Annotated in this window: 18 protein-coding genes and 1 rRNA gene; 5 read left to right on the forward strand and 14 right to left on the reverse strand. The window is 64.1% G+C overall.

Annotated elements, in window-relative coordinates; all coding sequences use genetic code 11:
- Positions 1–31: 31 nt before the first annotated feature.
- A complete protein-coding gene (locus ACSFA3_RS19265) occupies positions 32–1,348 on the forward strand; it encodes a DEAD/DEAH box helicase (RefSeq protein WP_435507109.1) in 1,317 nt (438 codons plus the stop codon).
- 21 nt (positions 1,349–1,369) lie between these two features.
- On the opposite strand, the gene ACSFA3_RS19270 is transcribed toward ACSFA3_RS19265, so the two are convergent.
- The 10 genes from ACSFA3_RS19270 to ACSFA3_RS19315 form a co-directional block, all read right to left on the reverse strand.
- Positions 1,370–2,182: an ABC transporter permease gene (locus tag ACSFA3_RS19270; protein WP_435507110.1), complete on the reverse strand. Its 813-nt coding sequence runs from the start codon at positions 2,180–2,182 to the stop codon at positions 1,370–1,372.
- Positions 2,182–3,117 (reverse strand): ATP-binding cassette domain-containing protein, encoded by a 936-nt coding sequence (locus ACSFA3_RS19275; RefSeq protein ID WP_435507111.1) that lies wholly within the window; start codon positions 3,115–3,117, stop codon positions 2,182–2,184. The genes ACSFA3_RS19270 and ACSFA3_RS19275 overlap by 1 nt, the downstream gene beginning before the upstream one ends.
- 44 nt (positions 3,118–3,161) lie before the next feature.
- Positions 3,162–4,289, reverse strand: coding sequence for an alpha/beta hydrolase (locus tag ACSFA3_RS19280; protein WP_435507112.1), 1,128 nt, complete (start codon positions 4,287–4,289; stop codon positions 3,162–3,164).
- Between the two features lie 104 nt (positions 4,290–4,393).
- On the reverse strand, positions 4,394–4,606 hold the full coding sequence (locus ACSFA3_RS19285) for a DUF3820 family protein (RefSeq protein WP_435507113.1): 213 nt from the start codon (positions 4,604–4,606) through the stop codon (positions 4,394–4,396).
- Entirely contained in the window at positions 4,603–6,849 is a 2,247-nt protein-coding gene (locus tag ACSFA3_RS19290) for an ATP-binding protein (protein ID WP_435507114.1), read from the reverse strand. Before ACSFA3_RS19290 ends, ACSFA3_RS19285 begins: the two co-directional genes overlap by 4 nt.
- Before the next feature lie 145 nt (positions 6,850–6,994).
- A complete protein-coding gene (locus ACSFA3_RS19295; protein WP_435507115.1) occupies positions 6,995–8,479 on the reverse strand; it encodes an AMP nucleosidase in 1,485 nt (494 codons plus the stop codon).
- Positions 8,480–8,524: 45 nt separating this feature from the next.
- Positions 8,525–9,889, reverse strand: coding sequence for a glutathione-disulfide reductase (gene gorA / locus ACSFA3_RS19300; protein WP_435507116.1), 1,365 nt, complete (start codon positions 9,887–9,889; stop codon positions 8,525–8,527).
- Between the two features lie 74 nt (positions 9,890–9,963).
- The gene (locus ACSFA3_RS19305) at positions 9,964–11,976 is read right to left on the reverse strand and encodes a DUF6600 domain-containing protein (RefSeq protein ID WP_435507117.1); all 2,013 of its coding nucleotides are present in this window, start codon (positions 11,974–11,976) and stop codon (positions 9,964–9,966) included.
- 33 nt (positions 11,977–12,009) lie between these two features.
- A complete protein-coding gene (locus ACSFA3_RS19310) occupies positions 12,010–13,164 on the reverse strand; it encodes an extracellular catalytic domain type 1 short-chain-length polyhydroxyalkanoate depolymerase (protein ID WP_435507118.1) in 1,155 nt (384 codons plus the stop codon).
- A 34-nt stretch (positions 13,165–13,198) separates the two neighbouring features.
- On the reverse strand, positions 13,199–13,624 hold the full coding sequence (locus ACSFA3_RS19315) for a CopG family transcriptional regulator (RefSeq protein WP_435507119.1): 426 nt from the start codon (positions 13,622–13,624) through the stop codon (positions 13,199–13,201).
- 159 nt (positions 13,625–13,783) lie between these two features.
- Here ACSFA3_RS19315 and ACSFA3_RS19320 point away from each other — a divergent pair, with 159 nt between their 5' ends.
- Positions 13,784–14,227, forward strand: coding sequence for a rhodanese-like domain-containing protein (locus tag ACSFA3_RS19320; protein WP_435507120.1), 444 nt, complete (start codon positions 13,784–13,786; stop codon positions 14,225–14,227).
- 64 nt (positions 14,228–14,291) lie between these two features.
- Here ACSFA3_RS19320 and lysM read toward each other — a convergent pair whose 3' ends face one another.
- Positions 14,292–14,768, reverse strand: coding sequence for a peptidoglycan-binding protein LysM (gene lysM / locus ACSFA3_RS19325; protein WP_435507121.1), 477 nt, complete (start codon positions 14,766–14,768; stop codon positions 14,292–14,294).
- A gap of 143 nt (positions 14,769–14,911) precedes the next feature.
- On the opposite strand from lysM, the gene ACSFA3_RS19330 reads away from it, so the two are divergent.
- The gene (locus ACSFA3_RS19330) at positions 14,912–15,703 is read left to right on the forward strand and encodes a type III pantothenate kinase (RefSeq protein ID WP_435507122.1); all 792 of its coding nucleotides are present in this window, start codon (positions 14,912–14,914) and stop codon (positions 15,701–15,703) included.
- Here ACSFA3_RS19330 and ACSFA3_RS19335 read toward each other — a convergent pair.
- On the reverse strand, positions 15,693–16,886 hold the full coding sequence (locus ACSFA3_RS19335; protein ID WP_435507123.1) for a M20 aminoacylase family protein: 1,194 nt from the start codon (positions 16,884–16,886) through the stop codon (positions 15,693–15,695). The two genes, ACSFA3_RS19330 and ACSFA3_RS19335, sit on opposite strands and share 11 nt — an antisense overlap.
- 57 nt (positions 16,887–16,943) lie before the next feature.
- Between ACSFA3_RS19335 and ACSFA3_RS19340 the strand changes: the two genes are divergently transcribed.
- On the forward strand, positions 16,944–18,212 hold the full coding sequence (locus tag ACSFA3_RS19340) for a DUF445 domain-containing protein (protein WP_435507124.1): 1,269 nt from the start codon (positions 16,944–16,946) through the stop codon (positions 18,210–18,212).
- 17 nt (positions 18,213–18,229) lie between these two features.
- On the opposite strand, the gene ACSFA3_RS19345 is transcribed toward ACSFA3_RS19340, so the two are convergent.
- Positions 18,230–20,011, reverse strand: a complete 1,782-nt coding sequence (locus tag ACSFA3_RS19345; RefSeq protein ID WP_435507125.1) for a phospholipase D family protein — start codon at positions 20,009–20,011, stop codon at positions 18,230–18,232.
- A gap of 123 nt (positions 20,012–20,134) precedes the next feature.
- Positions 20,135–22,042, reverse strand: a complete 1,908-nt coding sequence (locus ACSFA3_RS19350; protein ID WP_435507126.1) for an ATP-binding cassette domain-containing protein — start codon at positions 22,040–22,042, stop codon at positions 20,135–20,137.
- 706 nt (positions 22,043–22,748) lie between these two features.
- On the opposite strand from ACSFA3_RS19350, the gene ACSFA3_RS19355 reads away from it, so the two are divergent.
- Positions 22,749–24,283: ribosomal RNA gene (locus tag ACSFA3_RS19355) — 16S ribosomal RNA — on the forward strand.
- Positions 24,284–24,371: the final 88 nt, after the last annotated feature.

A 24,371-nucleotide genomic window follows, 5' to 3' on the forward strand; every position in this document is an offset into this window, starting at 1 on the left:
GTTCCACCGACTCCGCTGATCCTGCCGACGCATGCCATTCAACGCCCTGGGCCTCATTTCTCCTCTTGCACAAGCCGCAGCCAAGGTCGGCTATGCAGAGCCCACGCCCGTCCAGCGCGAAGCGGTTCCCGCGATCCTGGCCGGCCGCGACGTGCTGGCGTCTGCCCGCACCGGCTCCGGCAAGACAGCGGCCTATCTGCTGCCTCTGCTGCAGAAACTGTTGGACATCATCCGCCACGAAGGGCGTCGAGAACTGTCGGTACTGGTTCTGGTGCCCACGCGCGAACTTGCCGCACAGGTCGGCGAGACGCTGCAGGGACTGGTACAGGCGATACCGCAGCAGCCCGCCAGGCAGCCGAAGATCGCCGTCGCTTTCGGCGGCGTCTCGATCAATCCCCAGATGATGGGCCTGCGCGGCGGCGCTGACGTGATGATCGCCACGCCGGGTCGGCTGCTCGACCTGGTCGCGCACAACGCGCTTCGGCTCGGATCGCTCTCGACGCTGGTGCTCGACGAAGCCGATCGTCTGCTCGACCTGGGATTTGCGGACGAGCTGCAGCGCATCCTCGACCTGCTTCCCGCGCAGCGCCAGACGCTGATGTTCTCGGCGACCTTCGCGCCGGACATCGAAACACTCGCCGGACGCACGCTCACCGATCCATTGCGGATTGCCATCGCATCCGAGTCCGAGACCACTGCCGTCCCCGACATCGCCCAGCGCGCCATCGAGGTGGATGCCAGCCGGCGCACCCAATTGCTGGCGCGCCTCGTCAAGGACGAGAAATGGACACGCGTGCTGGTCTTCGTCGCGACCAAGTTCGCCGCCGAGATCGTCGCCGACAAGTTGCGCAAGGCGGGGCTCGACGCCGAGCCGTTTCATGGCGTGCTGAGCCAGGGCAAGCGCAGCCAGGTGCTGGCCGACCTCAAGGCTTCGCGCGTGCAGGTGGTGGTTGCGACCGATCTGGCGGCGCGCGGGATCGACGTCGTGCAACTGCCGGCGGTCGTCAACTACGACCTGCCGCGCTCGGCCACGGACCACGTCCATCGCATCGGCCGTACCGGTCGGGCAGGCGAGACCGGCGTGGCGGTGAGCTTCGTGACGGAAGAAAGCGAAGCGCATTTCAGGCTGATCGAGAAGCGCCAGGGCTTTGCGGTGCCGCGCGAGCGGATCGCCGGTTTCGAGCCTGCGCCGCGCGCGGACGTCGCGCCGGCCGCTCCAGCCATCGACCATGCCGAAGTGCCGGGAACCGGCGGCGTCAAGGGCAAGCGTCCGAGCAAGAAAGACAAGCTTCGCGCAGCGGCTGCTTTGTCTGCAGAAGGAGCGGCCAATGAAGAAAAGCCTTCCTGAAGTTTCGGGCGCTGCAGCCGCTCAGGCGCGAAAGCGTTTGCGCGTCAGTGCCAGCGCGATCCAGAAAGCGGCGACTGCGTAGATCACCAGCACCGCGCCGTGCCGCAACGCATCGGTCGGCCACTGGTCCATGAAGAGCGGGCGCACCAGCGCGATGGCGTTGCTCAGCGGCAGCCAGGCCGACACCGCGCGCACTGCTACCGGCAGCTGTTCCAGCGGGAAGAAAACGCCCGAGAGAAACATCATCGGCGTCATGAACAGCGTGAAGTAATAGGTGAAGAAGTCGTAGCCCTTGGCCAACGCATTGAAGATCAGCGCGATGCATGAGAACGTGATGCCGGCGCCGGCGAGCACGAACCAGGCGACGACCAGTTTCGGGCTGTGGCTAATGCCCAGAGCAAGCATGACCAAGAGGATTGCCGTGGTCGTGAAGATCGCTTTGAAAGCGGCCCACAGCATCTCCGCCATCACGATGTCGTCGAGGCCGACCGGCGCATTCATGATGCCGTCCCACGTCTTCTGCACATGCATGCGCGAAAACGCCGAATACAGCGCCTCGAACGATGCCGCGTTCATCGCGCTCATGCAGATCGAGCCGCTCGCCAGGAACAGGATGTACGGCACCTTCACGCCATCGACCGCCACCTGTCCGATCAGCGCGCCCATGCCGTAGCCGAAGGCGACGAGCCAGATCAGCGGCTCCGCGATGTTGCCGATCAGGCTCGGGATCGCGAGCTTCCGCCATACCAGCAGATTGCGCAGGAATACCGGCCACCAGCGCATCGACAGCACCGGCGGGCGCCAGATCGAAGGCGAAGAAGTTGGATTGCTCATCACTCTCGGATCTGACGGCCGGTCAGTTTGAGGAACAGGTCCTCGAGATTCGCCGGTCGGTGGAAGGTGCGAAGACCGCCGCGTTGCGTCAACGCGTCGAGCAGACGGCGTGCGTCCTGCGTGTAGAAAAAGACGGTTTCGCCGCTGACCTCGATGCGTGCGGCCAGAGCGCGCAATTCAGGTGCTTCGGCCAGCGCGACTGCGCCAACACCGTAGACCTCGACGACGTCCGGCTCCAAGTGTTCTGCGATCAGGTCGCGCGGCCTGCCTTCGGCAATCTTGCGGCCGTGGTCCAGCACCAGCAGGCGCGAGCAAAGCCGCTCGGCTTCGTCCATGAAGTGCGTCGTCAGCAGGATCGATTTGCCTTGCTGCAGCAGCACCTGGAGACGCTCCCACATCAGATGACGCGCCTGCGGGTCGAGGCCGGTCGTCGGTTCGTCCAGAAGCAGCAGCTTCGGATCATTGACCAGCGCCCGAGCAAGCGAAAGCCGGCGCTTCATCCCGCCTGAAAGTTCTCCCGGCTTCGCATTGGCTTTCTGCGACAGGGCGGCGAATTCGAGAAGCTGCGGAACACGCGGCGCGATGTCGGCGCGCGCGAATCCGAAATAACGGCCGTAGACCATCAGGTTCTCGGCGCAGCTGAAGTCGGGGTCGAGCGTGTCGAATTGCGTGACGACGCCAAGTTGCGCCTTGATGGCAAGCGCATCGCGCGGCATTTCTAACTCGCCATCGCGCCCATGAAAAACGATCCGCCCTGCGTCCGGGGCGGTGAGCCCCAGGCACATGCGGATCGTGGTCGTCTTGCCGGCTCCGTTCGGACCGATGACGCCAAGGCATTCACCGGGCGCGATATCGAACGAGAGATCGTCCACGACGACAGCGTCGCCGTAGCGCTTGGTCAGCCGGCTGACCTGAAACAGGGTGGAGTCATTCACCGAAGCATTGTGGTCGATGCCGGTGACGACTCAGCACACCGTCATCAGGAACCAAAGGCCTGCTTCAGGCGCTGACCTGCATAGGCTTGTGCTTCCTTGGCTTTCTGCACCACTGCTGCAGCACCGAAAAATTCATGCGTCACGCCTTCGTACTCGCGGCGCTCGACCGGGACGTTGGCCTTCTTGAGCGCGTCTTCCATCTTCGAACCGTCGCTGCGCAGCGGATCGATGCGGGCATTGATGATCGTGACCGGCGGCAGGCCTTCCAGCTTGGCGTCGATGAGCTGCAGGCGCTTGTCCTTCAGATCGGCCGGGCTGCGCGTCGTCTTTTCGACGAACCACTTGACCATCGCGCGATTCAGCGGCTTGGCGATTGCATTCTCGATGTACGACTCGGTATTCAGACTGGTCTGTGTGACCGGATAGACAGCGACCACGGCGGTTGGCGCCTGAAGGCTGCCATCGCGTGCTGCGATGGCGGTGGCGAGTGCGAGATTGCCGCCTGCGCTTTCGCCGGCCAATGCAACCCGCTTCGGATCACCCTTGTGCTGCGCCGCATTCGCCAGTGCCCATTTGTACGATGCCAGTGCATCGTCCCAGGCTGCCGGGAACTTGGCTTCCGGCGCGCGGCGGTAGTCGACCGAGATCACGACCGCATTCGCTTCCTTCGACAGACCGCGAGCACCGCCGTCATAGACCTGCTTGTCGGCAATCACCCAGCCGCCGCCGTGAAAGTACACGACGACCGGGAACGGTCCCGCGCCGGCCGGCGTGTAGATGCGTGCGGGCAGCATGCCGGCAGCGCCTTGAACGGTGGTGTCCAAGCTCGTCACGCCCGGCACCAGTTCTTCGGGATTCGTACTCCTGCCTTGCTGTTTGAGGACGACGTTCACGGCATCGGCGATGGTCGGCTGGGCGCGGGCCGTCTTGACGTCGACCTTTTCGATCGCCTTCGGATTCAGGCTGGCGTGGGCGTTGAGCACATCGAGCATGTCGGTGTCTGCACGCAACTTGCCCATGGCCTTCGAAATGGCGTTGGTCACCGGGTTCGGCTTGCCTGCATTGGCATCGGTTGCCGGAGCGGCGCTCTGTGCATGAGCGGCAAAGGTGGCTGCGGTCAGTACCGCTGCTGCAGTAACTGCGCCGAGGGTGAATCTGTACTTGCGGGTCATCGAAATCCTTGAATATTTGAACAATTTCAGGATCTGTTTTCCCGCTTTGCACTCGGCCTCGCCGTCCGGCCGAAACCTTGCAGCGCGTCAGTCGTTGCCGATGCTCAGGGTCGTCGCAGAGGCTTCAATAACCCCGACAAGCCGTTGTGATCGATTTCGTGCATCAGCTGCAGCAGTCGTCCGATCTCTCCTTTCGGGAAGCCCTCGCGTGCGAACCATGTGAGGTAGTTGCCCGGCAGGTCGGCGATCAGCGTGCCCTTGTGTTTGCCGAACGGCATCTCGAGCGTCACGAGACGCTGGAGATCCTCGGGATTCATTCGCCGGCCGGACCGGGCAGGCCAGACAGCGGCAACCGCACGCTGAAGGTCACGTAAGGATCGGCATAGCTGTAGCCGACGGTCCCGCCGTGCGCCTCGACGATCGCGTGCGCGATGTACAGGCCGAGCCCCAGGCCGTTCTTGTTGCGCGGATTCGCGACTTCCCGGCGCTTGAACGCGGCGAACAGCTGCGACTGCTGGTCGCCCGGGATCGGCGGGCTGACATTGCTCACGTCGAGCGTCACGAAATCGTCCTCGGCCGCAAGTTGCACGACGATCGATTCGCCCGGCGCGCCGTGATGCCGCGCATTGCTGATGAGGTTGCTGAAAACCTGCATCAGCCGGTCGCCGTCGACGCGCGCCGGCAGGTGCCGCGGCGCTTCGCGGACGACATGGACGCCGGGGTGCGCGGTGCGCATTTCGTCCAGCAGATCGTCCAGCAGCGAGGTCAGGTCGACATCGGTGAAATTCATGGTGAGACCGCCGCCGGTCTGCAGCCGCGACATGTCCAGCACCTGCGAAATCAGCCGCGCCATGCGGTTGCTCGATGCCTGGATCCGCTGGCCCATGCGACTGCCGGTGCTGGCTGCCTGGCCATCGCCGAGATCGGCCTGCTTGCCGAGCATGCGCGCGGCCATGGCGATCGACTGGAGCGGGTCGCGCAGATCGTGGCCGAGCATCGCCATCAGCTGCGTGCGTCCGCGTGCGACTTCGGCCATGCGCACGGTGCGGGCGCGCAGCAGTTCGTCGAGAATCTGGCGCCCGAAGCCGATGTCGGCCGCGCTCCAGGGCTCGGAAGTGTCGCGCACGGTCTGGCGCCAGATGTCGAACGAGCCGCGCGGCGTGAGGCGCGCGCCGAGCGGGCCGGTCTTGTATTCCTTTTCCGGTCGCCCGCCCCAGTCGATGGTCTCGATCTGCTCCTTGCGCAGCAGCACCAGCCAGCCGTGCGCCGCCGGATCGAATGACAGCGCCAGCATGCCGCACCAGACGCCGGCCTTGTCCGCGAGTTCCGGCGCGAAGCTCTTGAGCGAGGCGGTGGTGCGCATGGCGCCGGCCGGCATGTCGGACGCATCGAGCCACTGCACCAGCTGGCGCGCGAAGCCGGGCGGCAGGTCGCCGTCGAAATGCAGCTTCGACTCTTCGGCGATCACCACCGCATGCGCGTTGAACGCCTTCGCGATGTCGGGCGCCATCGCCGACAGTGCCGAGGCGGTATCTTCCGCGTGCAGCGTGGCTTCGATCAGCCGGCTGCGCAGGTCTGCCGATGCATCGCTGCGACGCGCGTTCTCGCTGGCGATCTGGCTCTGCACGTTTGCGGCGAGCAATTGCGCGAGCACGTCACAGGCCATGCGCACCGAATACGGCACCTGCAGCGGTGCCGTGTGGTGACAGGCCAGCATGCCCCAGAGCTGGCCGTTGACGACGATCGAGATGCTCATCGACGCGGCGACATCGATGTTCTGCAGGTATTCGATGTGGATCGGCGAAACGCTGCGCAGCACGCAATGGCTCATGTCCAGCACCGGCGTGCCCGCTTCGGCCTCGATGGGCACCGACGCCGCATTCACGTCGGCGATGAGCCGCAGCGTATTGACGACGTACAGCCGCCGCGCCTGCGCCGGAATGTCGCTGGCCGGATAACGCCGGCCGATGTACGGCTCCAGCGCGTCGATGCGCGCTTCGGCGACCACATCGCCGCTGTCGTCGTGGCGGAAACGATAGGCCATCACGCGGTCGAAACCGGTCAGCTGGCGGACGGCATGCACTGCGAAATCGAGCAGGCTGCGCAGCGAATGCTGGCGCTTGATGCGCTCCATCGCGCGATGCGCCTTGAGCGCGAAATCGGCGACGACATCGTCGCCCGCCGGTCGGCGCTCGAACTCGGCAACGATAAGTCCGCCCGAGCGATGCGCGACCAGATCGAAGGTCCGGCCGTTCAGCTGCACTTCGCTGCTCGACGGCTGGCCGTCTTCCTGTTCGACGATCGTGTCGGAGAGCGTCTCGTGGACGTCGACGCTGCCTTCGAAATGGTCCGAACGCAGCATTTCGCCGATGTGCGGCACCGTCGAACCCAGCAGGGCGGACGCATTGGCGCTCATCCATGCCGTTCGGCCGTCGCCCGCGAAAGCAACCAACGCACCGTGCGGCTGGATCGCGCCCGGTATGTGGATGGGCTCGCTGTCGCAGTTGTCGAGCGTGATCACGGGTTGAGGCGGATGAGGAGTCTGTCCTTGCGTGGGCACGGCGAAGTTGTGTACTGAAACCGGAAAGATATCCCGAAATGGCTGTGTCAAAAGACATCCCCAAAGCTTTAGGGATTCGCAACAAAAGTTGCCGGGGGCTGGCGATGATGCGCCGGTAATGGCCAGCGTGCCTGTTTATCCTTGCTTATTGAAAAGCGACCTCTGCGAAGCTGCGCAGCTTGCGACTGTGCAGCCGGCTGGACCCCTCGCTGCGCAGGATCTCGATGGCTTTCATGCCGATCCGCAGATGCTGCTCGACGCGTTCCCGGTAGAAGCGGTTCGCCATGCCCGGCAGCTTGATTTCTCCGTGCAGCGGTTTGTCCGATACGCACAGCAGGGTGCCGTAGGGAACGCGGAAGCGGAATCCGTTAGCCGCGATGGTCGCGCTTTCCATGTCGAGCGCGACTGCCCGGCTCTGGCTGAAGCGGCGCTGGGGCTCGTTCTGCGGCAGCAGCTCCCAGTTGCGGTTGTCGGTGCTGGCCACGGTGCCGGTGCGCATGATGGTCTTCAGTTCGGCGCCGTCGAGGCCGGTCACTTCCGCCACTGCTTTTTCGAGGGCCAGCTGGATCTCCGCCAGCGCAGGGATCGGCACCCAGAGCGGCAGTTCCTCGTCGAGCACATGGTCCTCGCGCACATACGCGTGTGCCAGCACGTAGTCGCCCAGCTGCTGGCTGTTGCGCAGGCCGGCGCAGTGGCCGAGCATCATCCAGGCGTGCGGGCGAAGCACGGCGATGTGGTCGGTGATGGTCTTGGCATTCGACGGGCCGACGCCGATGTTGACCATCGTGATCCCGGCACGATCGGCGCGCACCAGGTGGTAGGCGGGCATCTGCGGCAGGCGCGGCGGCGCGATGCCGCCTTCGGGGCCGTCGTAGCCGACGCGGTAGCTGGTCACGTTGCCGGGCTGGATGAACGCGATGTACGGGCTGTCAGGATCGGCCATCTCGGCATGGCCCAGCGCCACGAACTCGTCGATGTAGTACTGGTAATTGGTGAACAGCACGAAATTCTGGAACCACTCCGGCGCCGTGCCGGTGTAGTGCCGCAGGCGGTGCAGCGAATAGTCCACGCGCGCGGCCGTGAAGAGCGAAAGCGGCTCCGGCTCGCCGGGTTTGGCGATGAAGGTGCCGTTGGCTATGCCGTCGTCCATCGCGGCGAGATCGGGCAGGTCGAAGGCGTCGCGCATCTGCGCCCGGCGCTCGACGTCCATCGAACCCTCGATGTGATCGTTCTCGGCGAAGGAGAAATGGATCGGGATCGGCTGCGTCGACGTGCCGACCTCGAGCTCGACCTCGTGGTTTTCCAGCAGCAGGCGAAACTGTTCCAGGTAATAACGATGGAACAGGTCGGGCCGGGTCAGCGTCGTCTCGTAGCGGCCCGGGCCGGCGACGAAGCCGTAGCTCAGGCCGGCGGTCGTCGGCGGGCTCTGGCGCGTGACGGTGTGCGTGTGCACGCGCACGAACGGGTAGCAGGCCCGCACGCGTCCCGGCAGAGCCTCGCCCGCGACGAAGCGCAGCATCGATTCGCGCAGATGAGCCAGTCCCTCCTGGTAGATGTTCTGCACATAGGCCAGCGCGGCGGCGGCATCGGTGAAGCGGGCGGGAGCGACGAACGGTGGCATGTAAGGCATATGTGACATTGTGCCAAGCCTGCCCTGACTATCTGGTCAGGCCGATCAGTCCTTCATCGGCTCCCGCATCGTCACGAATTCTTCAGCCAACGTCGGGTGGATGCCGATGGTGCCGTCGAAATCCGCCTTGGTCGCGCCGGCGCGCATCGCCACCGCGAAGCCCTGCACCACCTCGCCGGCGTCCGGACCGACCATGTGCAGGCCGACGACCCGATCGCTCTTGGGGTCGACGATCAGCTTCAGGAAAGTGCGTTCGCTCTGGCCCGACAGCGTATGGCGCAGCGTCTTGAATTCGCTGCAGAAGATCGTGACGTCGCCAAACTTCTCGCGCGCAGCCGCTTCGGTCAGTCCGCAGGTGCCGACGTTCGGATGCGTGAAGACGGCGGTCGGGATCAGGTCGTAGTCGACCTTGCGCCTGCCGTCGCCGAAAAGCGCATCGACCAGCGACATCGCCTCGGCCAGCGCGACCGGCGTCAGCTGCATGCGCGTCGACACATCGCCCAGCGCGTAGACGGACTTGAGCGAGGTCCGGTAGTGCGCATCGACCACGACCATGCCGTGCTTGTCGACCTCGACGCCGGCGGCTTCGAGTCCCAGGCCTTGCGTATTCGGCCGGCGGCCGGTGGCGAAAAGCAACACATCCGCTTCCAGCCGCTCGCCGCTTTCGAGCGCGATGTCGAACGGACCCTTCGCGGCAGTGCGGGAAACGCTGGCGACTTGCGTGTTGAGGCGGATGTCGATGCCCGTCTTGCCCATTTCCTGCGCAAGAAACTGTCGGATGTGCGCGTCGAATCCGCTCAGGATGTGCGCCTGGCGCTGGAGCAGCGTCACTTCTGCGCCCAGCCCGTTGAAGATCGATGCGAACTCGCAGGCGATGTAGCCGCCGCCGACGATCGTCAGCCGTTTCGGGAATTCGGGCAGGTCGAACATGCCGTCGGACACCTGGACGAGATCGCGACCGGGAAATTCAGGCACGAAAGGCATGCCGCCGGTCGCGATAAGGATGTGCTTCGCCGTGTGGCTGGTCTTGCCGACCGTGACGGTGTGCGCATCCGCCAGCTGCGCCCAGCCCTGGATCAGCGTGACACCCGTGTTCTCGAGCAGGCCGCGGTAGACGCCGTTGAGACGGCTGATCTCCTTTGCGCGCTGCGACTTGAGGTGCGCCCAGTCGAAGGTCGGCGCGGAGCCGAACGACCAGCCGTAGCCAGGCGCTTCCGCGAAAGCCTCCGCGTAACCGGCGGCATAGCTGTAGAGCTTCTTGGGAATGCAGCCGACGTTGACGCAGGTGCCGCCCAGTTCTGCAGCCTCCGCGAGCGCGACACGGGCACCGCGTTGCGCAGCCATGCGGGCGGCACGAACGCCGCCGCTGCCGCCGCCGATGACGAAAAGATCGAAGTCGAATGTGGACATGAGGTTCCTGATGGCGCCCCGCGGCGCCCTGAATCGACTGTAGCGGCTGGTACTTTTCGTCGGCCGCGGCGGGGCTATCGCTGCTGATTGCGGCGCTGGTCGTCGCGCCGCTGCTCGTTCGCGCGCTCCTGCGATTGACGGATGTCCTGAAGACGTGATGCCTGCTGTTGTTGCTGGTGCTGCCTATCCTGCTGGCGCTGCTGCTGTTGCGCCTGCTCCTGCGCGCGCAGCTGAGTCGCGCGCTGCTGCAGGTCCTGCTGCGCCTGCCGCTGTTCCTGCTGCTGGATCTGCCGCTGCTGTTCCTGGCGGAACTGGAGCTGCCGGTTCTGCTCCTGGCGGTCGCGCTCGGCGCGCTGCATCTGCAGGCGCTGCTCCTGTTCGCGCTGCTGTTCGTGCCGTTGCTCCTGCTGTCGCCGATCGGCCTGGCGCTGCCGGTCCTGCTCCTGCTGGTCGCGCGCGGCGTTGACCCGGCTCTCCTGCTGCCTTTGGACGTCGCGGCGTTGCTGCTCCTGCTGCTCCGCCGCGCGTCTGCGTTGATCGCTCGACGCTTGTTGCTGGAGATGCTGTCGATGCAGCTGTTGCTGCTGCTCCTCGCGACGCCGGTCCAGCTCGTTCAGTTGCTGCTGTCGTTGTTGCTGAGCCGAGCCCTCGGTCGAGTAGATCTGCGTTCTTGGCTGGATCGGCTGGATCGGCGCTAGTTGCGCCATCGGCGCGCGAGGTTGCATCATCGGCGGCGGCACGGCAGCGGACGGCCGCGTGCGCAGCGCGCCGAGCGCGACCCCGCCGACGGCCGCACCTGTCGTCAGCGTGAGCGGCGGCGCGAAGGCGACCGGCGCGTGCGAAAGGCTGTCGTCGCGCTGGCGCACGAAGTCACGCCTGTCGATCGGCCCTCGGCCAAACCGTTCTGCCGGCACCATCGTCACCGCTGGCCCGAAGCGCTGGTTGACGTAGACATCGTTGCGCTGCAACGGTCCGTTGACGTAAACGACCGTGCGATTCGCGCGATCGACATAGCGCTGGCTCGCACGAAAACCCGGCTGCCAGCGCTCGCCCGGCGCCAGCGGAAACCAGCCGACGCCGTTGCGCCCGTCAGTGCCAGTGCCGGTGCCGGTGCCCGGCCCCGATCCGCCGACGAAACCGACCAGCGCCGGCACGAACACCGGCCGCGCGTCGATGCGCCCCGGCACCCAGCCCCAGCGCGGCCCAACGCGCGCCCAGCGTCCGTAATGCGACGGCGCGAAGCCCCACGGCGCCGCGTCGACCCAGGTCCATCCCCACGGCGCGACGTCGATCCACTGGCCCTGCTGGTATGGCGCCCAATCGGCTGCGACGTTGCGCGGATACCAGATGCTGCCGTAGCTCGCATCGCTGCGCCAGTCGCCGTAGGCATCGAGCTGCTGGTAGCCAACCACGTCGCGCGACACGAAACGCGCCGACGCCGAGCGTTCGTCGATCAGGTTTTGCTCGCCGACCCAGCGGTCGAAGGCGGCGGCGGTTTGCGGCACGCGCGTTTCGGCGGTTCCGAGGTCGCGTCCGGAAACGGTGATCTGCTGGCGCGAGCCGAGCGGCAGCGGCGCGCCGTTCTCGCCGTAGACCGTTGCGCTGCCGGCGGCGACCGCGACGCGCGTCGTGCCGGCGGCCGGGTCGGCGTCGATGCGGTAATCGCCGCGCGACAGGATCACCAGTGCCAGATTGCCGGTGTCGACCTCGATGCGCTGGTCGTCCGGATCGTCGCGGATGTGCAGGTCGAGGCTGCCCTGCATCAGCGTGAGCTGGATGGTGCCGTCGTCGATCTGGGTGAATTCGAGGCTGGAGCGGGCGTCGGTGCGAACGGCGGTCGAGCCGATGAAGACTTCGGCGCGCGAATCGCGGTCGGTCCAGAGCCGGTCGCCACTGGTGATCGGGCGGTTCGGAACGACGTCGTACCAGCTGTCGTCGCCGGCCGGCGAGAAGCTGACCGTACCTTGCTGGACGTTCAGGCGCGCGATGCGGGCGGGCGGGTCCTGGGTCGGCGTCGTCTGCTGGGCGCTGGCCGGCGAAAACGCGCAGGCTGCGAGCAGGAGAAGGAGGGCGAGAGTACGTGACATCGTGGAGTAACGCGTCAACGATCGCCGCCGCTGTCAGGAACGGCGATGCGCCAGGAAAAAACGCAGCATTTCAGCGCTGGCATCGACGCCGCGCGCGTCGGTGTAGCTGCCGCTGGCGCTGCCGCCCGACCATGCATGGCCCGCGCCGTGAAGCATCCAGAGTTCGACGGCGGTGCTGCCGTCGGCGCGGGGATAGTCGGTGCGCGCGTAGCTCTGGCCGCCCGGAGACGTGCCGCCGGATGTGCGCGACGGCTGGTTTCCGTTCGATCCGCTCAAGGCTGCGGTCACGACCGCCTTGGCGTTGACCGGATTCACCGTGCTGTCGGCATCGCCGTGGAAAACGATGACCGGCGCTCCGGAAGCGCTCGATGCGCCGCCGGACGAACTGGCCTTTCCGCCGCTGCGCATCGCTGCGAGCGCCGACACCACATCGCTTGCGGACCCCGCTGCCAGCCCCGAATGCACGCCGACTGCGGCGAAGACGTCCGGATAGGCCTGCCCGAGGATGTCCGCCATCGCGCCGCCGGCCGACAGTCCCGCTGCGTAGATGCGTGCGCTGTCGACGTTTTCGGCCGCAGCGATGTGCTGCGCCAGCGCCGCCAGCAGCGCCGGCTCTCCGCGACCGCGTTTCTGGTGTTGCGGCTTGAACCAGTTCCAGCATTTCTGCGAGTTGGCATGCGCCGTCTGCGCGGGATACACCACGACGAAGCCTTCGCGGCGCGCCAGGTCGTTCATGCGCGTGCCGGCGGCGAAATCGTCGGGGTTCTGCGTGCAGCCGTGGAGCATCAGGATCAGCGGACGCGGCGCGGGTGTGCTTCCGGCCAGATGTGGCGGCACGTACAGCTTGTAGGCGAGGGTGCGGCCCTGGTGGCTGAAGCTGCCGTCCGTCCAGCGCTCGGAAACGGCTTCGGCGGATCGGGATGCGGGTTTCGGCTCGGCCGGGTGCGCCGGGGCGTCGTCGATCACGCGGACATGGCCTTCGATCACGATGCCCTGGTTGTCATGGCGGCGCTGGTCGGCAGATCGCGCGGAAGGCGAGGGCGCTGGAGCGGCTCTTTCCTGCGTTTCTTCGGCGGCGTAGCGGTCTGGATTGAGCGCGCGCTGGATCGCCTCTGTCGCCGCCTGCAGATTGCCGCCCTGCGTGAGCTTGGCGGCGCGTGACATCAATTGCTGGAACATGGGGTTCATTGCGGACTTTCTGTTGAAGATGGGCTGTGGGGATTCAGCGGAGACGGTCCGCAAGCGCGGCCTTGACGGCCGGGCTGGCGTGCAGCGCGCCGAGAACGGTGATCGATGCGATGGCCGCCTGCGCGAGCTCGGGGCTCACGTCGGCGGCAATGGTGGCCAGGCCGAGCACCCGGATTTCAAGCGGCTGACCGCTGTCGCGCACGGCTTCGAGTTCCGCGACGGTGAAATGCTGCAGCCCGAGCACCAGCATCTTTCGGGCAACGACCTGCTTGACGGTGTCGCCGTGCACGCCGAGCTGGTTGCGAATGGCGGTGCGGATGAAGTCGGTGCGGTTGGAATAGAAGCCTTCCGACACCAGCAGGTCGACCTGTCCGAGGTCGACGTAGCCGAGGTTGATGGTGATCTTCTCAGCGTCGGATGGCTTCGGGCGCGCTGGGGTGGCGGTGATGTTCGATGGCATGACTGAATGCTATCACCATCTGTGTGGATGGTTTTGGGATGTTCTGAGGATGGTATTTGATTGATAGGGGCATTGCGGCGGATGAAGGAAAGGGCGGTCGGAACTCAATCGCACTCGAGCGGCAGAATCCGCTCTCGATCTTTCAAGGAAATTCAAGCAATGACCGACGCCAACGTTTCTTCCGCTTCCATGGATTCCGGCGTTCAGCCCGCTGCCGGTTATGCCGGGGACATTTCCCCCGCGCTCGCAGCCAAATGGGTGGCCGACGGATCGGCGGTGCTTGTCGACGTGCGCACCGATGCCGAGCGTGAATGGGTCGGCTTCGTTCCGGGTGCGATGCCGTTGGCCTGGAAGCAGTGGCCCGGCATGGCGATGAATCCATCGTTCGACGCCGGACTGCTGGCGGCAGTGCCGGCAGGCAAAAAGGCGGTGTTGTTGTGCCGCAGCGGCGTGCGATCGATCGCCGCGGCCAAACGCGCGGCGGAGCTGGGCATCGAGGCCTACAACATCCTGGAAGGATTCGAAGGCAATCCGGATGCGGAAGGACATCGCGGACAGATCGGCGGCTGGCGCCTGCGCGGGTTGCCCTGGAAACAGAACTGAACCCAGAATTGAAAAAGCCCGCCGTATGACGGGCGGGCTTTGCATATTCCGGCTAACGGATGGATTACAGCGCCGGGATGCGCAGCTTCTGGCCTGGGTAGATCTTGTCCGGGCTGGTCAGCATCGGCTTGTTGGCTTCGAAGATCGCGTTGTACTTGTTTGCGTCGCCGTAGTACTTCTTCGAAATGGCCGAGAGCGTGTCGCCGCGCACCACGTCGTGGTACTGGGCTGGTGCCGCAGCAGGCGCCTCGAGGTTGTTGTCGACGCTGGTGACGTTGGCGACGTTGCCGGCGGCGAGGCTGGCCTTTTCGCTGGCTTCCTGGGAAGGCGCGCTGCCCGCGAGGGTCACGACGCCGGTGTCGGCTGCGTAGGTAACCTGCAGACCGGTGAGGCCGAGGTTCTGCGTCTCGATGTAGGTCTTGATGGCGGCCGCAGCGGCAGCGTTCGCGTCGGTGCCGGCGGCGGGCGCTTCGGATGCGTGTGCAGACGAACCACCGAACAGCTTTTCGCCAGCTTCCTTGATAAAACTCAGCAGACCCATGATTTCTCTCCTTGTGTTGGTCGACAAATGTCGTACCACCACTTTAAGGGCTGAACGCGCGGCAATCGCGTAGGCGACAGGCCCGTTCATCGGCGCACCGGCGGAGTGCAATATTCCGCAACAAAGTAGCAATAATCCGCCGCATGACATTTCTAGCGCTCGACATCGGCAACACCCGTCTCAAGTGGGCGCTGTATGCAGGACCACGACCCGGCGCGGCTCCGATCGCGCACGGCGCCGAGTTTCTCGACCATATAGAGCGTCTGGCCGAGGGGCCGTGGGCCTCGCTTGCTGCGCCTTCGTCGATGCTCGGCTGCGCTGTGGCCGGGGATGCCGTCCGCCGTCGCGCCGAGGAGCAGATCGAGGAATGTTTCGATTGCCGGCCGCGATGGGTGGTGTCGAGCGCGTCCGAGGCCGGTTTGATCAACGGTTATGACCATCCGACGCGCCTGGGTGCCGATCGCTGGGTGGCGATGATCGGCGCGCGGCACCGAATGCTGTCGCAGGGACCGGCGCGGCCGATGGTGGTGGTGATGATCGGCACGGCGGTGACGGTCGAGGCGATCGACATCGAAGGCCGCTTTCTGGGCGGACTGATCCTGCCGGGCCACGGCATCATGCTGCGCGCGCTGGAGTCCGGCACCGCCGGCCTGCACGTGCCGACCGGCGACGTGCGCGATTTCCCGACCAACACCAGCGATGCGCTCACCAGCGGCGGGACGTATGCGATCGCCGGTGCGGTCGAGCGCATGCGCCAGCACGTGCGCTCGCACTGCGGCGTCGAGCCGGCCTGCTACATGACCGGCGGTGCGGGCTGGAAGATGGCGCCGTCGATGGTCAGCCCGTTCGAACTGGTCGACGGATTGATAATGGACGGCCTGCTGGTCATCGCCGAAGCGCGGGCCGGCGACGAGGCCGAGCCGATCACGCCCTGATCTTCAGGAACTGCTCCGCCAGTTCCACCCAGCAGGTCGCGCCGAGCGGAATCAGGTCGTCGTTGAAGTCGTAGCTCGCGTTGTGCAGCGTGCATGGTCCGTCTCCGTGGTGCATGTCGCGGTGCGCGCCGTCGCCGTTGCCGATGAAGGCGTAGGCGCCGGGCTTGGCCAGCAGCATGAAGGAGAAATCCTCGGCCGTCATCGCCGGTTCCTGCACCAGCACGTTGTCCGCACCGACGATGCCGGCCATCACGCCGCGCGCGAAGTTCGCCTCGGCGGCGGTGTTCACGGTCGGCGGATAGTTGCGGTTGAACTCGAAATCGCTGTGCGCGTCGTGCGCCGCGCTCACGTGCTCGGCGATCTTCGCCATCCGCGATTCGATCAGGTCCAGCACCTCCAGCGAGAACGTGCGCACGGTTCCCTTGAGCACGCAGGCGTCGGGAATCACGTTGTTCGCTTCGCCCGCATGGATCATCGTGACCGAGATCACGCCGGCGTCGATCGGCTTCTTGTTGCGCGTGAGGATGGTCTGGAAGGCCTGGACCATCTCGCAGGCGACCAGCACCGGATCGATGCCGGTGTGCGGCTGCGCCGCGTGGCCGCCCTTGCCGTGGATGGTGATGGTGAAGTCGTTGCTCGACGCCATCGCCGGGCCGGGGCTCACCGCGAATTGCCCGGCCTTCATGCCTGGCCAGTTGTGCATGCCGAAGACGGCGTCCATCGGGAATTGCTCGAAAAGCCCTTCCTTGACCATCTCCCGTGCGCCGCCGCCGCCTTCTTCCGCGGGCTGGAAGATCAGGTAGACAGTGCCGTCGAAGTTGCGGTGCTTCGCCAGATGCTGCGCTGCCGCCAGAAGCATCGCGGTGTGGCCGTCGTGGCCGCAGGCGTGCATCTTTCCGGGATGCTTGCTCGCATGGTCGAAGGTATTGATTTCGGTGACGGGCAGGGCGTCCATGTCGGCGCGCAGGCCGATGGCGCGGGTACTCGTACCGTTCCTGACGATACCGACGACGCCGGTGGTCGCCATGCCGCGGTGCACGGGAATGCCCCATTCGGTCAGCTTCGCCGCGACGACGTCTGCGGTGCGCACCTCCTGGAAGCAGAGTTCGGGATGGGCATGGATATCGCGCCGGATGGACGCGATCCCGGCCGCCTGGGTGACGATCGAATCGATGAGCTTCATGCCGATAGTCTAGGCGCGCTCGGATTCGGATGAGAAGGTTCCGTGACAATCGCCCGCATGTCGAAGACCCCCGAAACGCAGACGCTTGAGCTGAAATCCATGAAACGCATCGCGCTGGCGCTGCTGATCGCCGCCGCGCTGATCTATGCCGTGGCGAGCTGGCTGGGCAAGCGCCATCCGGAATTTGCACTCTGGGGTTACGTCGCCGCCTTCGCCGAGGCCGCGATGGTCGGCGCGGTCGCCGACTGGTTCGCCGTGACGGCGCTGTTCCGCCATCCCCTCGGCTTGCCGATTCCGCACACCGCGATCATCCCGGCCAACAAGGACCGTATCGGCGCCAAGCTGGCCGGGTTCATCGTCGACAACTTCCTCAGCACGCAGCAGGTACTGGCCAAGCTGAAGCAGTTCGATCCGGCCGCGCGGCTGGCGCAGTGGCTTTCGGTTCCGGCGCATGGCGAGAAATTGGGCGATCACGCGGTGGCCGCGGTGCGTTACGGACTCAGCGCGTTCGACGACGATCGGGCGCGGGCTTTCCTGGCGCGCGCGGCGTCGGCCGGACTGGCGCAGATCGATCTGTCGAAGCTGCTCGGCCAGGCGCTCGACGCGCTGACCGCGGACAACCGCCACCAGGCGCTGCTCAACGATGTGCTGGCGCAGGTCACGCTGGTGGTCGAGGGCGAGGAGGTGCAGGACCGCATCACCGAAGCCATCGCCCGGGAAATCAAGACGCTGCGCTACGTCGGCCTCGATCAGATGGCGGCGCGCGCGGCGACGCGGAAGATCGTCGCCGCCGTCGTTCACACGCTGGGCGAGTTGTCGGAAAACCCTGCGCATCCGCTGCGGCAGCGTTTCGACGCTTTCATGGACGATTTCGTGGTCCGGCTGAAGCACGATCCGGATTTCCATGCCCGCGGCGAGCAGATCCGCGCGCAGCTGCAGACGCATCCCGCGCTGGGCGAGTACGTGCACGGCCTCTGGAGCGACATGCTGGCCTGGCTGCACGACGACCTGGGCCGCAGCGATTCGACGGTGCGCCGGCGCATTGCAACCATCGCCGCAGCGACCGGTGAGCGGCTCCAGCGCGATGAGCCCTTCCGCTTCTGGATCAACGAGCAGATCACCGAAGCGGCACCGAAGGCGATCGAGCGTTACCGCGAAGACATCCGGCGCTACATCGTCGAGCGCGTCGGGCAGTGGAATGCGGACGAGATGACGAACGAACTGGAACGCAACATCGGACGCGACCTGCAATTCATCCGCATCAACGGAACGCTGGTCGGCGGCGCGGTCGGGCTGGCGATCCACGCCGTGACGGAGCTCTTCTAATTAGAGAGCGGAGCGGTTCAGAGCAGCTCTTCCGGCGCGAGCGGTCCGAAAAGCTTGAGCAGCGTCCGCAGGCCGAGGCTGGTGTCGGGGTCGTGCGTCGCATCCTTCAGATTGCTTGCCTGCGGAGCGCGCCATATCAACTGGCCGTCGATGAGTTCGACATGCCAGGCGCCGTGAGACATCGTCGGATCGATCTCCGCCGCCACCTGCTGCGCCAGCGCTGCGCTGCGGATCAGCAGCGCGATCTCGGTGTTCTGCAGCTGCGAGCGCTGGTCGAGGTTCATCGAGCCGATGACGACCAGGCGTTTGTCCATCACCAGAACCTTCGAATGCAGCATGGCGCGCGATTCGCCGAACCCGCTGGAGCCTGCCGCCGTCGACGCTCCTGACGATCCCGATGATCCCGATGATCCCGATGATCCGGATGAACCGAAAGCGCTGCGGAGTCCGGACTGTTCGCTGCGCAGTTCGTAGATCTCGATGCCCAGCGCCAGCAGCTTTTCGCGGTGGCGCGCATAACCTGCGTGAGCGACGGGTGCGTCGTTGGATGCCAGGGAATTGGTCAACACCCTCACCTTGACGCCGCGCGAACGGGCCGTCGCGAAAGCCTGCAGCATGTCCGGTCCCGGCACGAAATAGGGCGAGATGATGAGCAGGTCTTCCCGCGATTGCGCGATCAGATTGAGCAGGCCGTCGACGACGGTTTCGCTTTCGGGGGCGATTCCGGAAGTTGCTTCGGCGTCTTCGACGGGGATCTTGGCCGGCTTGTCGGCCATCACCACGGCCGGCGCCCAGACGAAGTTCGCCCGACTCAGGTCGAGCGCCTTCTGGTCCCAGGCGGCCGTGCGTTGGGCGTCGGTGGGACCGGCATCGGCCGGGCGGGGCTCGCCGTCCGGGAGTTTTCCGCCGTCACCCGTCGTGCCTTCCGGTGCGGCTTTCGCGCTGTTGCCGGGGCTGGTGTCGTTCGCGGCATTCGCAGCGTTCGCGGCGGCTTCCCGATCCGTCCTGGATTTTTCAGCGGCGATGGTCTTGTCGCGAATGTCTTTCAGCTCTTCCCGGGTCACGAGCGATTCCACCGGATAGGCGCGCTCGTTGTTCCAGTACTGATCGAAGCTCGCCGACAGGTTCTGCACGATCGGGCCGGCCGTGAGCACGTCGAGGTCGACGAAGTTGCGCGTTTGCGCGATGCCGAAGTAGGCGTCGCCCAGATTGCGCCCGCCGGTCACGGCAATGGCGTTGTCGGCGATGAACAGCTTGTTGTGCATGCGCTGCTGTGCGCGGTTGAAGTCGCCGATCGCGTTCACCATGCGCCCGATGGAAGAACCGCGGGCCCCGGCGAGCGGATTGAACATGCGCATCTCGATGTTCGGCTCGAAGCCGAGGCGCATCACCAGCGCATTGCGGCCGGTGCCGTGAAAGTCGTCTAGAAGAATGCGCACCCGCACGCCGCGCTGCGACGCCGCGAGCACGGCCCGCAACAGACGCTCGGTGCTGGCATCCGCATGGATGGCGTAGTACTGGAGATCGAGCGTCTTCTGTGCTGCGTCGACGAGGGCGAGTCGGCTGCCGTAAGCAGCCTGGGGCGTTGGCAGCAGCATGAAACCGGAAGTGGCGCGGCCGTTGTTCGCCTGGCGCCGCTCCTTGACTAGCGTATCGAGCGCAGTGCCCTGAGGCGCGGCAAGCGCGCTGGAAACCGGGCGTTGGACGTCGGTGGGAAGTTGTGCACATCCGGCCAGCGCCGACGTGACGGCCAAGGCCAGCAAGAAATTGCGAAGACTGGCGAAACGGGTTGAAAACATGCAACTGTCCATAGGCCGTGGAGGAGCTCTATATATAGCGCACGCTTTTGGCGCAGCCCGTGGGACAGTGAGCGCACCGCAGGGAGGCGGCACCCAATGAGTGCGCACCATTTCACGATTAACTCAGCGCTTGGGACCGAGCGTTTCCCAGCGGTCCAGCGCCGAGAGCAGTTCGTCGTCGATCTGCGCGTGGCGCGCAGCAAGCTCGGTCGCACGGGAGGCCTCGTTGGCATAGATCGAGCCGCCATCGAGGGCGAGCGCGTCGGCGATGCGTTTCTGCTCGTCTTCGAGCGCAGCGATCTGCGCGGGAAGACCGTCGAGCTCGCGCTGCTCCTTGTAGCTGAGCTTCTTGCGAGCAGGGGCAGGAGCTGCGGCGGTGGCCGTCGTTACAGCCGCGCCCGGCGCGGGAGCCGCTGCGGGCGCTGGCGGCGCGGCCGCTGCGCGTTGGACGGCGAGGTCCCGGGCGCGCTTTGACTGGATCAGCCAGTCCTGCACGCTGCCTTCGTACTCGCGCCACTTGCCGTCGCCTTCGAACGCGACGGTGCTGGTGACGACGTTGTCCAGAAAGGTGCGGTCATGGCTGACCAGGAAAACCGTGCCGTCGTAGTTCTGCAGCAGGTCTTCGAGCAGCTCTAGCGTGTCGATGTCGAGGTCGTTGGTCGGCTCGTCGAGAACCAGCACATTGGCTGGGCGCGCGAAAAGGCGCGCCAGCAACAGCCGGTTGCGTTCTCCGCCGCTCAGCGAACGCACGGGTGAGTTGGCCCGGGCGGGCGAGAAGAGGAAGTCGGTCAGATAGCTCTTGACGTGCTTGCGCTGTTTGCCGATCTCGATCCATTCGCTGCCGGGGCTGATGAAGTCCTCGAGGGTGGCGTCGAGGTCGAGCGTCTCGCGCATCTGGTCGAAGTAAGCGACTTCGAGATTGGCACCGCGACGGATCTTGCCGCTATCGGGTTCGAGATCGCCCAGGATGAGTTTGAGCAGCGTGGTCTTGCCGGCACCGTTGGGGCCGATCAGGCCGACCTTGTCGCCGCGCAGGATGGTGGCGCTGAAGTCGCGCACGATGGTGCGATCGCCGAACGCTTTCGATGCATCCGTCAGCTCCGCAACGATCTTGCCGGTCGAGTTGCCGACGGCCACGTCCATGTTCACGCTGCCGACGGTGTTGCGGCGACTTTGCCGCTGGTCGCGCAGCGCTTCCAGGCGGCCGATGCGGCTCTGGCTGCGTGTGCGACGCGCTTCGACGCCCTTGCGCACCCATATTTCCTCCTGCGCGAGCAGCTTGTCGGCCTTGGCGTTGATGACCGCTTCCTGGGCGAGCTGCTCATCCTTCTGTATGACGTACTGGCCGAAGTTGCCTGGATACGAGCGCAGCTTGCCTCGGTCCAGCTCGATGATGCGGGTAGCGACACGGTCCAAAAAGGTCCGGTCGTGGGTGATGGTGACGACGCTGCCCTTGAAATCGATCAGCAGTTGTTCGAGCCACTCGATGGAGTCGAGATCCAGATGGTTGGTCGGCTCGTCGAGCAGCAGGACGTCCGGTGCAGCGACAAGTGCCTGTGCCAGCGCGACACGCTTGCGCGTCCCCCCGGACAAGGAGCCGACACGGGCAGTACCGTCGAGATGCAGGCGGTGCAGCGTTTCTTCGACACGCTGCTCCCAGTTCCAGGCGTCGTAGGCCTCGATCTGAGACTGCAACGCGTCCAGATCGAGTCCCGGCGCACCGGAGAGATACTGATCCCGCACGGCAATGACGGCACCCAGGCCTGCACTGGCGGCGGTGAAGACATCGGCATCGGGATCGAGGACGGGTTCCTGCGCTACGTAGGCAACGCGGAGTCCTTGTTGGAGCTGCAGAACGCCATCGTCCGGTTTCTCCATGCCCGCAAGGATCTTGAGCATGGACGACTTGCCGGCGCCATTGCGGCCGATGAGGCCGATACGCTCGGCTTCCATAAGAGAGAAATCCGCATGATCGAGCAGCGGGACGTGGCCGAACGCAAGTTGCGCGTCGAGGAGTGTGATGAGTGCCATGTGATGCCAATTATCGAGGGGAGCGTGTCTGGAGGCATCGTGAGTGATTCATACAAGAGGGGTTGGGCCGCAGGCCCAACCCCTCTTGTATGAATATCTGTCGAAGTTTCCTGACAATGCTTGCATCCTGCATCGGCCGGCATATACTCGCCGACTCGGCTGAAAACGCATCGCGCTTTCGCTACCGAAAGCGCCGAAGGCGATTACGGAAAGTCGATAAAAAATTGCCAACGAAGTTGACGAGGTTGATAAAACCAAGTGATAATCGAAGGCTGCGCTGATAACGATAAGTTGGCTTCTGAATAAGAGGTTGGCAAGTCGAAGAAAGCAAAGAATGCTGAAAATTGTTGACGGGTTAGAAAATAACGTGTCATAATCGAAGGCTTCGCTGAAACGAGTAGCTGGTTTGTCGCAAGACAGCAGCGAGTCGAAGAAAGCAAAAAAGTTTGACACTCTTTTGAAAAACGTGTTATGATCGAAGGCTTCGCTGATCGCAGCGAAGACAAGCAAACAGTAGATGTTTGCAGGTTCGTTAAAAATCTACAGCCGATAAGCGTGGGCGTTTGAAGGTTAATTGCCAAGTTCTTCGGAACAAAGTCGCAAGACTTTAAACGCTCATGAAGTAAAAAAGATGTGAAATTCAGAAATGAAGTTCATGTCAATTCCAATTTATGAGTTGCTCGAAAGAGCGAAAAAAATCAAGATCGAACTATAGAGTTTGATCCTGGCTCAGATTGAACGCTGGCGGCATGCCTTACACATGCAAGTCGAACGGCAGCACGGGAGCAATCCTGGTGGCGAGTGGCGAACGGGTGAGTAATACATCGGAACGTGCCCAATCGTGGGGGATAACGCAGCGAAAGCTGTGCTAATACCGCATACGATCTACGGATGAAAGCAGGGGACCGCAAGGCCTTGCGCGAATGGAGCGGCCGATGGCAGATTAGGTAGTTGGTGGGGTAAAGGCTCACCAAGCCAACGATCTGTAGCTGGTCTGAGAGGACGACCAGCCACACTGGGACTGAGACACGGCCCAGACTCCTACGGGAGGCAGCAGTGGGGAATTTTGGACAATGGGCGAAAGCCTGATCCAGCAATGCCGCGTGCAGGATGAAGGCCTTCGGGTTGTAAACTGCTTTTGTACGGAACGAAACGGTCTTTTCTAATAAAGAAGGCTAATGACGGTACCGTAAGAATAAGCACCGGCTAACTACGTGCCAGCAGCCGCGGTAATACGTAGGGTGCAAGCGTTAATCGGAATTACTGGGCGTAAAGCGTGCGCAGGCGGTTATGTAAGACAGTTGTGAAATCCCCGGGCTCAACCTGGGAATTGCATCTGTGACTGCATAGCTAGAGTACGGTAGAGGGGGATGGAATTCCGCGTGTAGCAGTGAAATGCGTAGATATGCGGAGGAACACCGATGGCGAAGGCAATCCCCTGGACCTGTACTGACGCTCATGCACGAAAGCGTGGGGAGCAAACAGGATTAGATACCCTGGTAGTCCACGCCCTAAACGATGTCAACTGGTTGTTGGGTCTTCACTGACTCAGTAACGAAGCTAACGCGTGAAGTTGACCGCCTGGGGAGTACGGCCGCAAGGTTGAAACTCAAAGGAATTGACGGGGACCCGCACAAGCGGTGGATGATGTGGTTTAATTCGATGCAACGCGAAAAACCTTACCCACCTTTGACATGTACGGAATTTTCCAGAGATGGATTAGTGCTCGAAAGAGAACCGTAACACAGGTGCTGCATGGCTGTCGTCAGCTCGTGTCGTGAGATGTTGGGTTAAGTCCCGCAACGAGCGCAACCCTTGTCATTAGTTGCTACATTTAGTTGGGCACTCTAATGAGACTGCCGGTGACAAACCGGAGGAAGGTGGGGATGACGTCAAGTCCTCATGGCCCTTATAGGTGGGGCTACACACGTCATACAATGGCTGGTACAAAGGGTTGCCAACCCGCGAGGGGGAGCTAATCCCATAAAACCAGTCGTAGTCCGGATCGCAGTCTGCAACTCGACTGCGTGAAGTCGGAATCGCTAGTAATCGTGGATCAGAATGTCACGGTGAATACGTTCCCGGGTCTTGTACACACCGCCCGTCACACCATGGGAGCGGGTTCTGCCAGAAGTAGTTAGCCTAACCGCAAGGAGGGCGATTACCACGGCAGGGTTCGTGACTGGGGTGAAGTCGTAACAAGGTAGCCGTATCGGAAGGTGCGGCTGGATCACCTCCTTTCTGGAAACAGCAATTTAATTTGAACGTCCACACTTATCGGTTGTTGGAAAAAGTCGCTAAGGCATGCATTCATGTTTGCTGAAGCGAC

It is taken from the genome of Variovorax glucosi, from assembly GCF_051216695.1.
Taxonomy (GTDB): domain Bacteria; phylum Pseudomonadota; class Gammaproteobacteria; order Burkholderiales; family Burkholderiaceae_C; genus Variovorax.

Excerpts from the sequence above, each read along its gene's own strand:
- ACSFA3_RS19265 (WP_435507109.1), top strand. The coding sequence starts at position 32 with ATGCCATTCAACGCCCTGGGCCTCATTTCTCCTCTTGCACAAGCCGCA.
- ACSFA3_RS19270 (WP_435507110.1), bottom strand. The coding sequence starts at position 2,182 with ATGAGCAATCCAACTTCTTCGCCTTCGATCTGGCGCCCGCCGGTGCTG.
- ACSFA3_RS19280 (WP_435507112.1), bottom strand. The coding sequence starts at position 4,289 with ATGACCCGCAAGTACAGATTCACCCTCGGCGCAGTTACTGCAGCAGCG.
- ACSFA3_RS19285 (WP_435507113.1), bottom strand. The coding sequence starts at position 4,606 with ATGAATCCCGAGGATCTCCAGCGTCTCGTGACGCTCGAGATGCCGTTC.
- ACSFA3_RS19295 (WP_435507115.1), bottom strand. The coding sequence starts at position 8,479 with ATGCCTTACATGCCACCGTTCGTCGCTCCCGCCCGCTTCACCGATGCC.
- gorA (WP_435507116.1), bottom strand. The coding sequence starts at position 9,889 with ATGTCCACATTCGACTTCGATCTTTTCGTCATCGGCGGCGGCAGCGGC.
- ACSFA3_RS19305 (WP_435507117.1), bottom strand. The coding sequence starts at position 11,976 with ATGTCACGTACTCTCGCCCTCCTTCTCCTGCTCGCAGCCTGCGCGTTT.
- ACSFA3_RS19310 (WP_435507118.1), bottom strand. The coding sequence starts at position 13,164 with ATGAACCCCATGTTCCAGCAATTGATGTCACGCGCCGCCAAGCTCACG.
- ACSFA3_RS19315 (WP_435507119.1), bottom strand. The coding sequence starts at position 13,624 with ATGCCATCGAACATCACCGCCACCCCAGCGCGCCCGAAGCCATCCGAC.
- ACSFA3_RS19320 (WP_435507120.1), top strand. The coding sequence starts at position 13,784 with ATGACCGACGCCAACGTTTCTTCCGCTTCCATGGATTCCGGCGTTCAG.
- lysM (WP_435507121.1), bottom strand. The coding sequence starts at position 14,768 with ATGGGTCTGCTGAGTTTTATCAAGGAAGCTGGCGAAAAGCTGTTCGGT.
- ACSFA3_RS19330 (WP_435507122.1), top strand. The coding sequence starts at position 14,912 with ATGACATTTCTAGCGCTCGACATCGGCAACACCCGTCTCAAGTGGGCG.
- ACSFA3_RS19335 (WP_435507123.1), bottom strand. The coding sequence starts at position 16,886 with ATGAAGCTCATCGATTCGATCGTCACCCAGGCGGCCGGGATCGCGTCC.
- ACSFA3_RS19340 (WP_435507124.1), top strand. The coding sequence starts at position 16,944 with ATGTCGAAGACCCCCGAAACGCAGACGCTTGAGCTGAAATCCATGAAA.
- ACSFA3_RS19345 (WP_435507125.1), bottom strand. The coding sequence starts at position 20,011 with ATGTTTTCAACCCGTTTCGCCAGTCTTCGCAATTTCTTGCTGGCCTTG.
- ACSFA3_RS19350 (WP_435507126.1), bottom strand. The coding sequence starts at position 22,042 with ATGGCACTCATCACACTCCTCGACGCGCAACTTGCGTTCGGCCACGTC.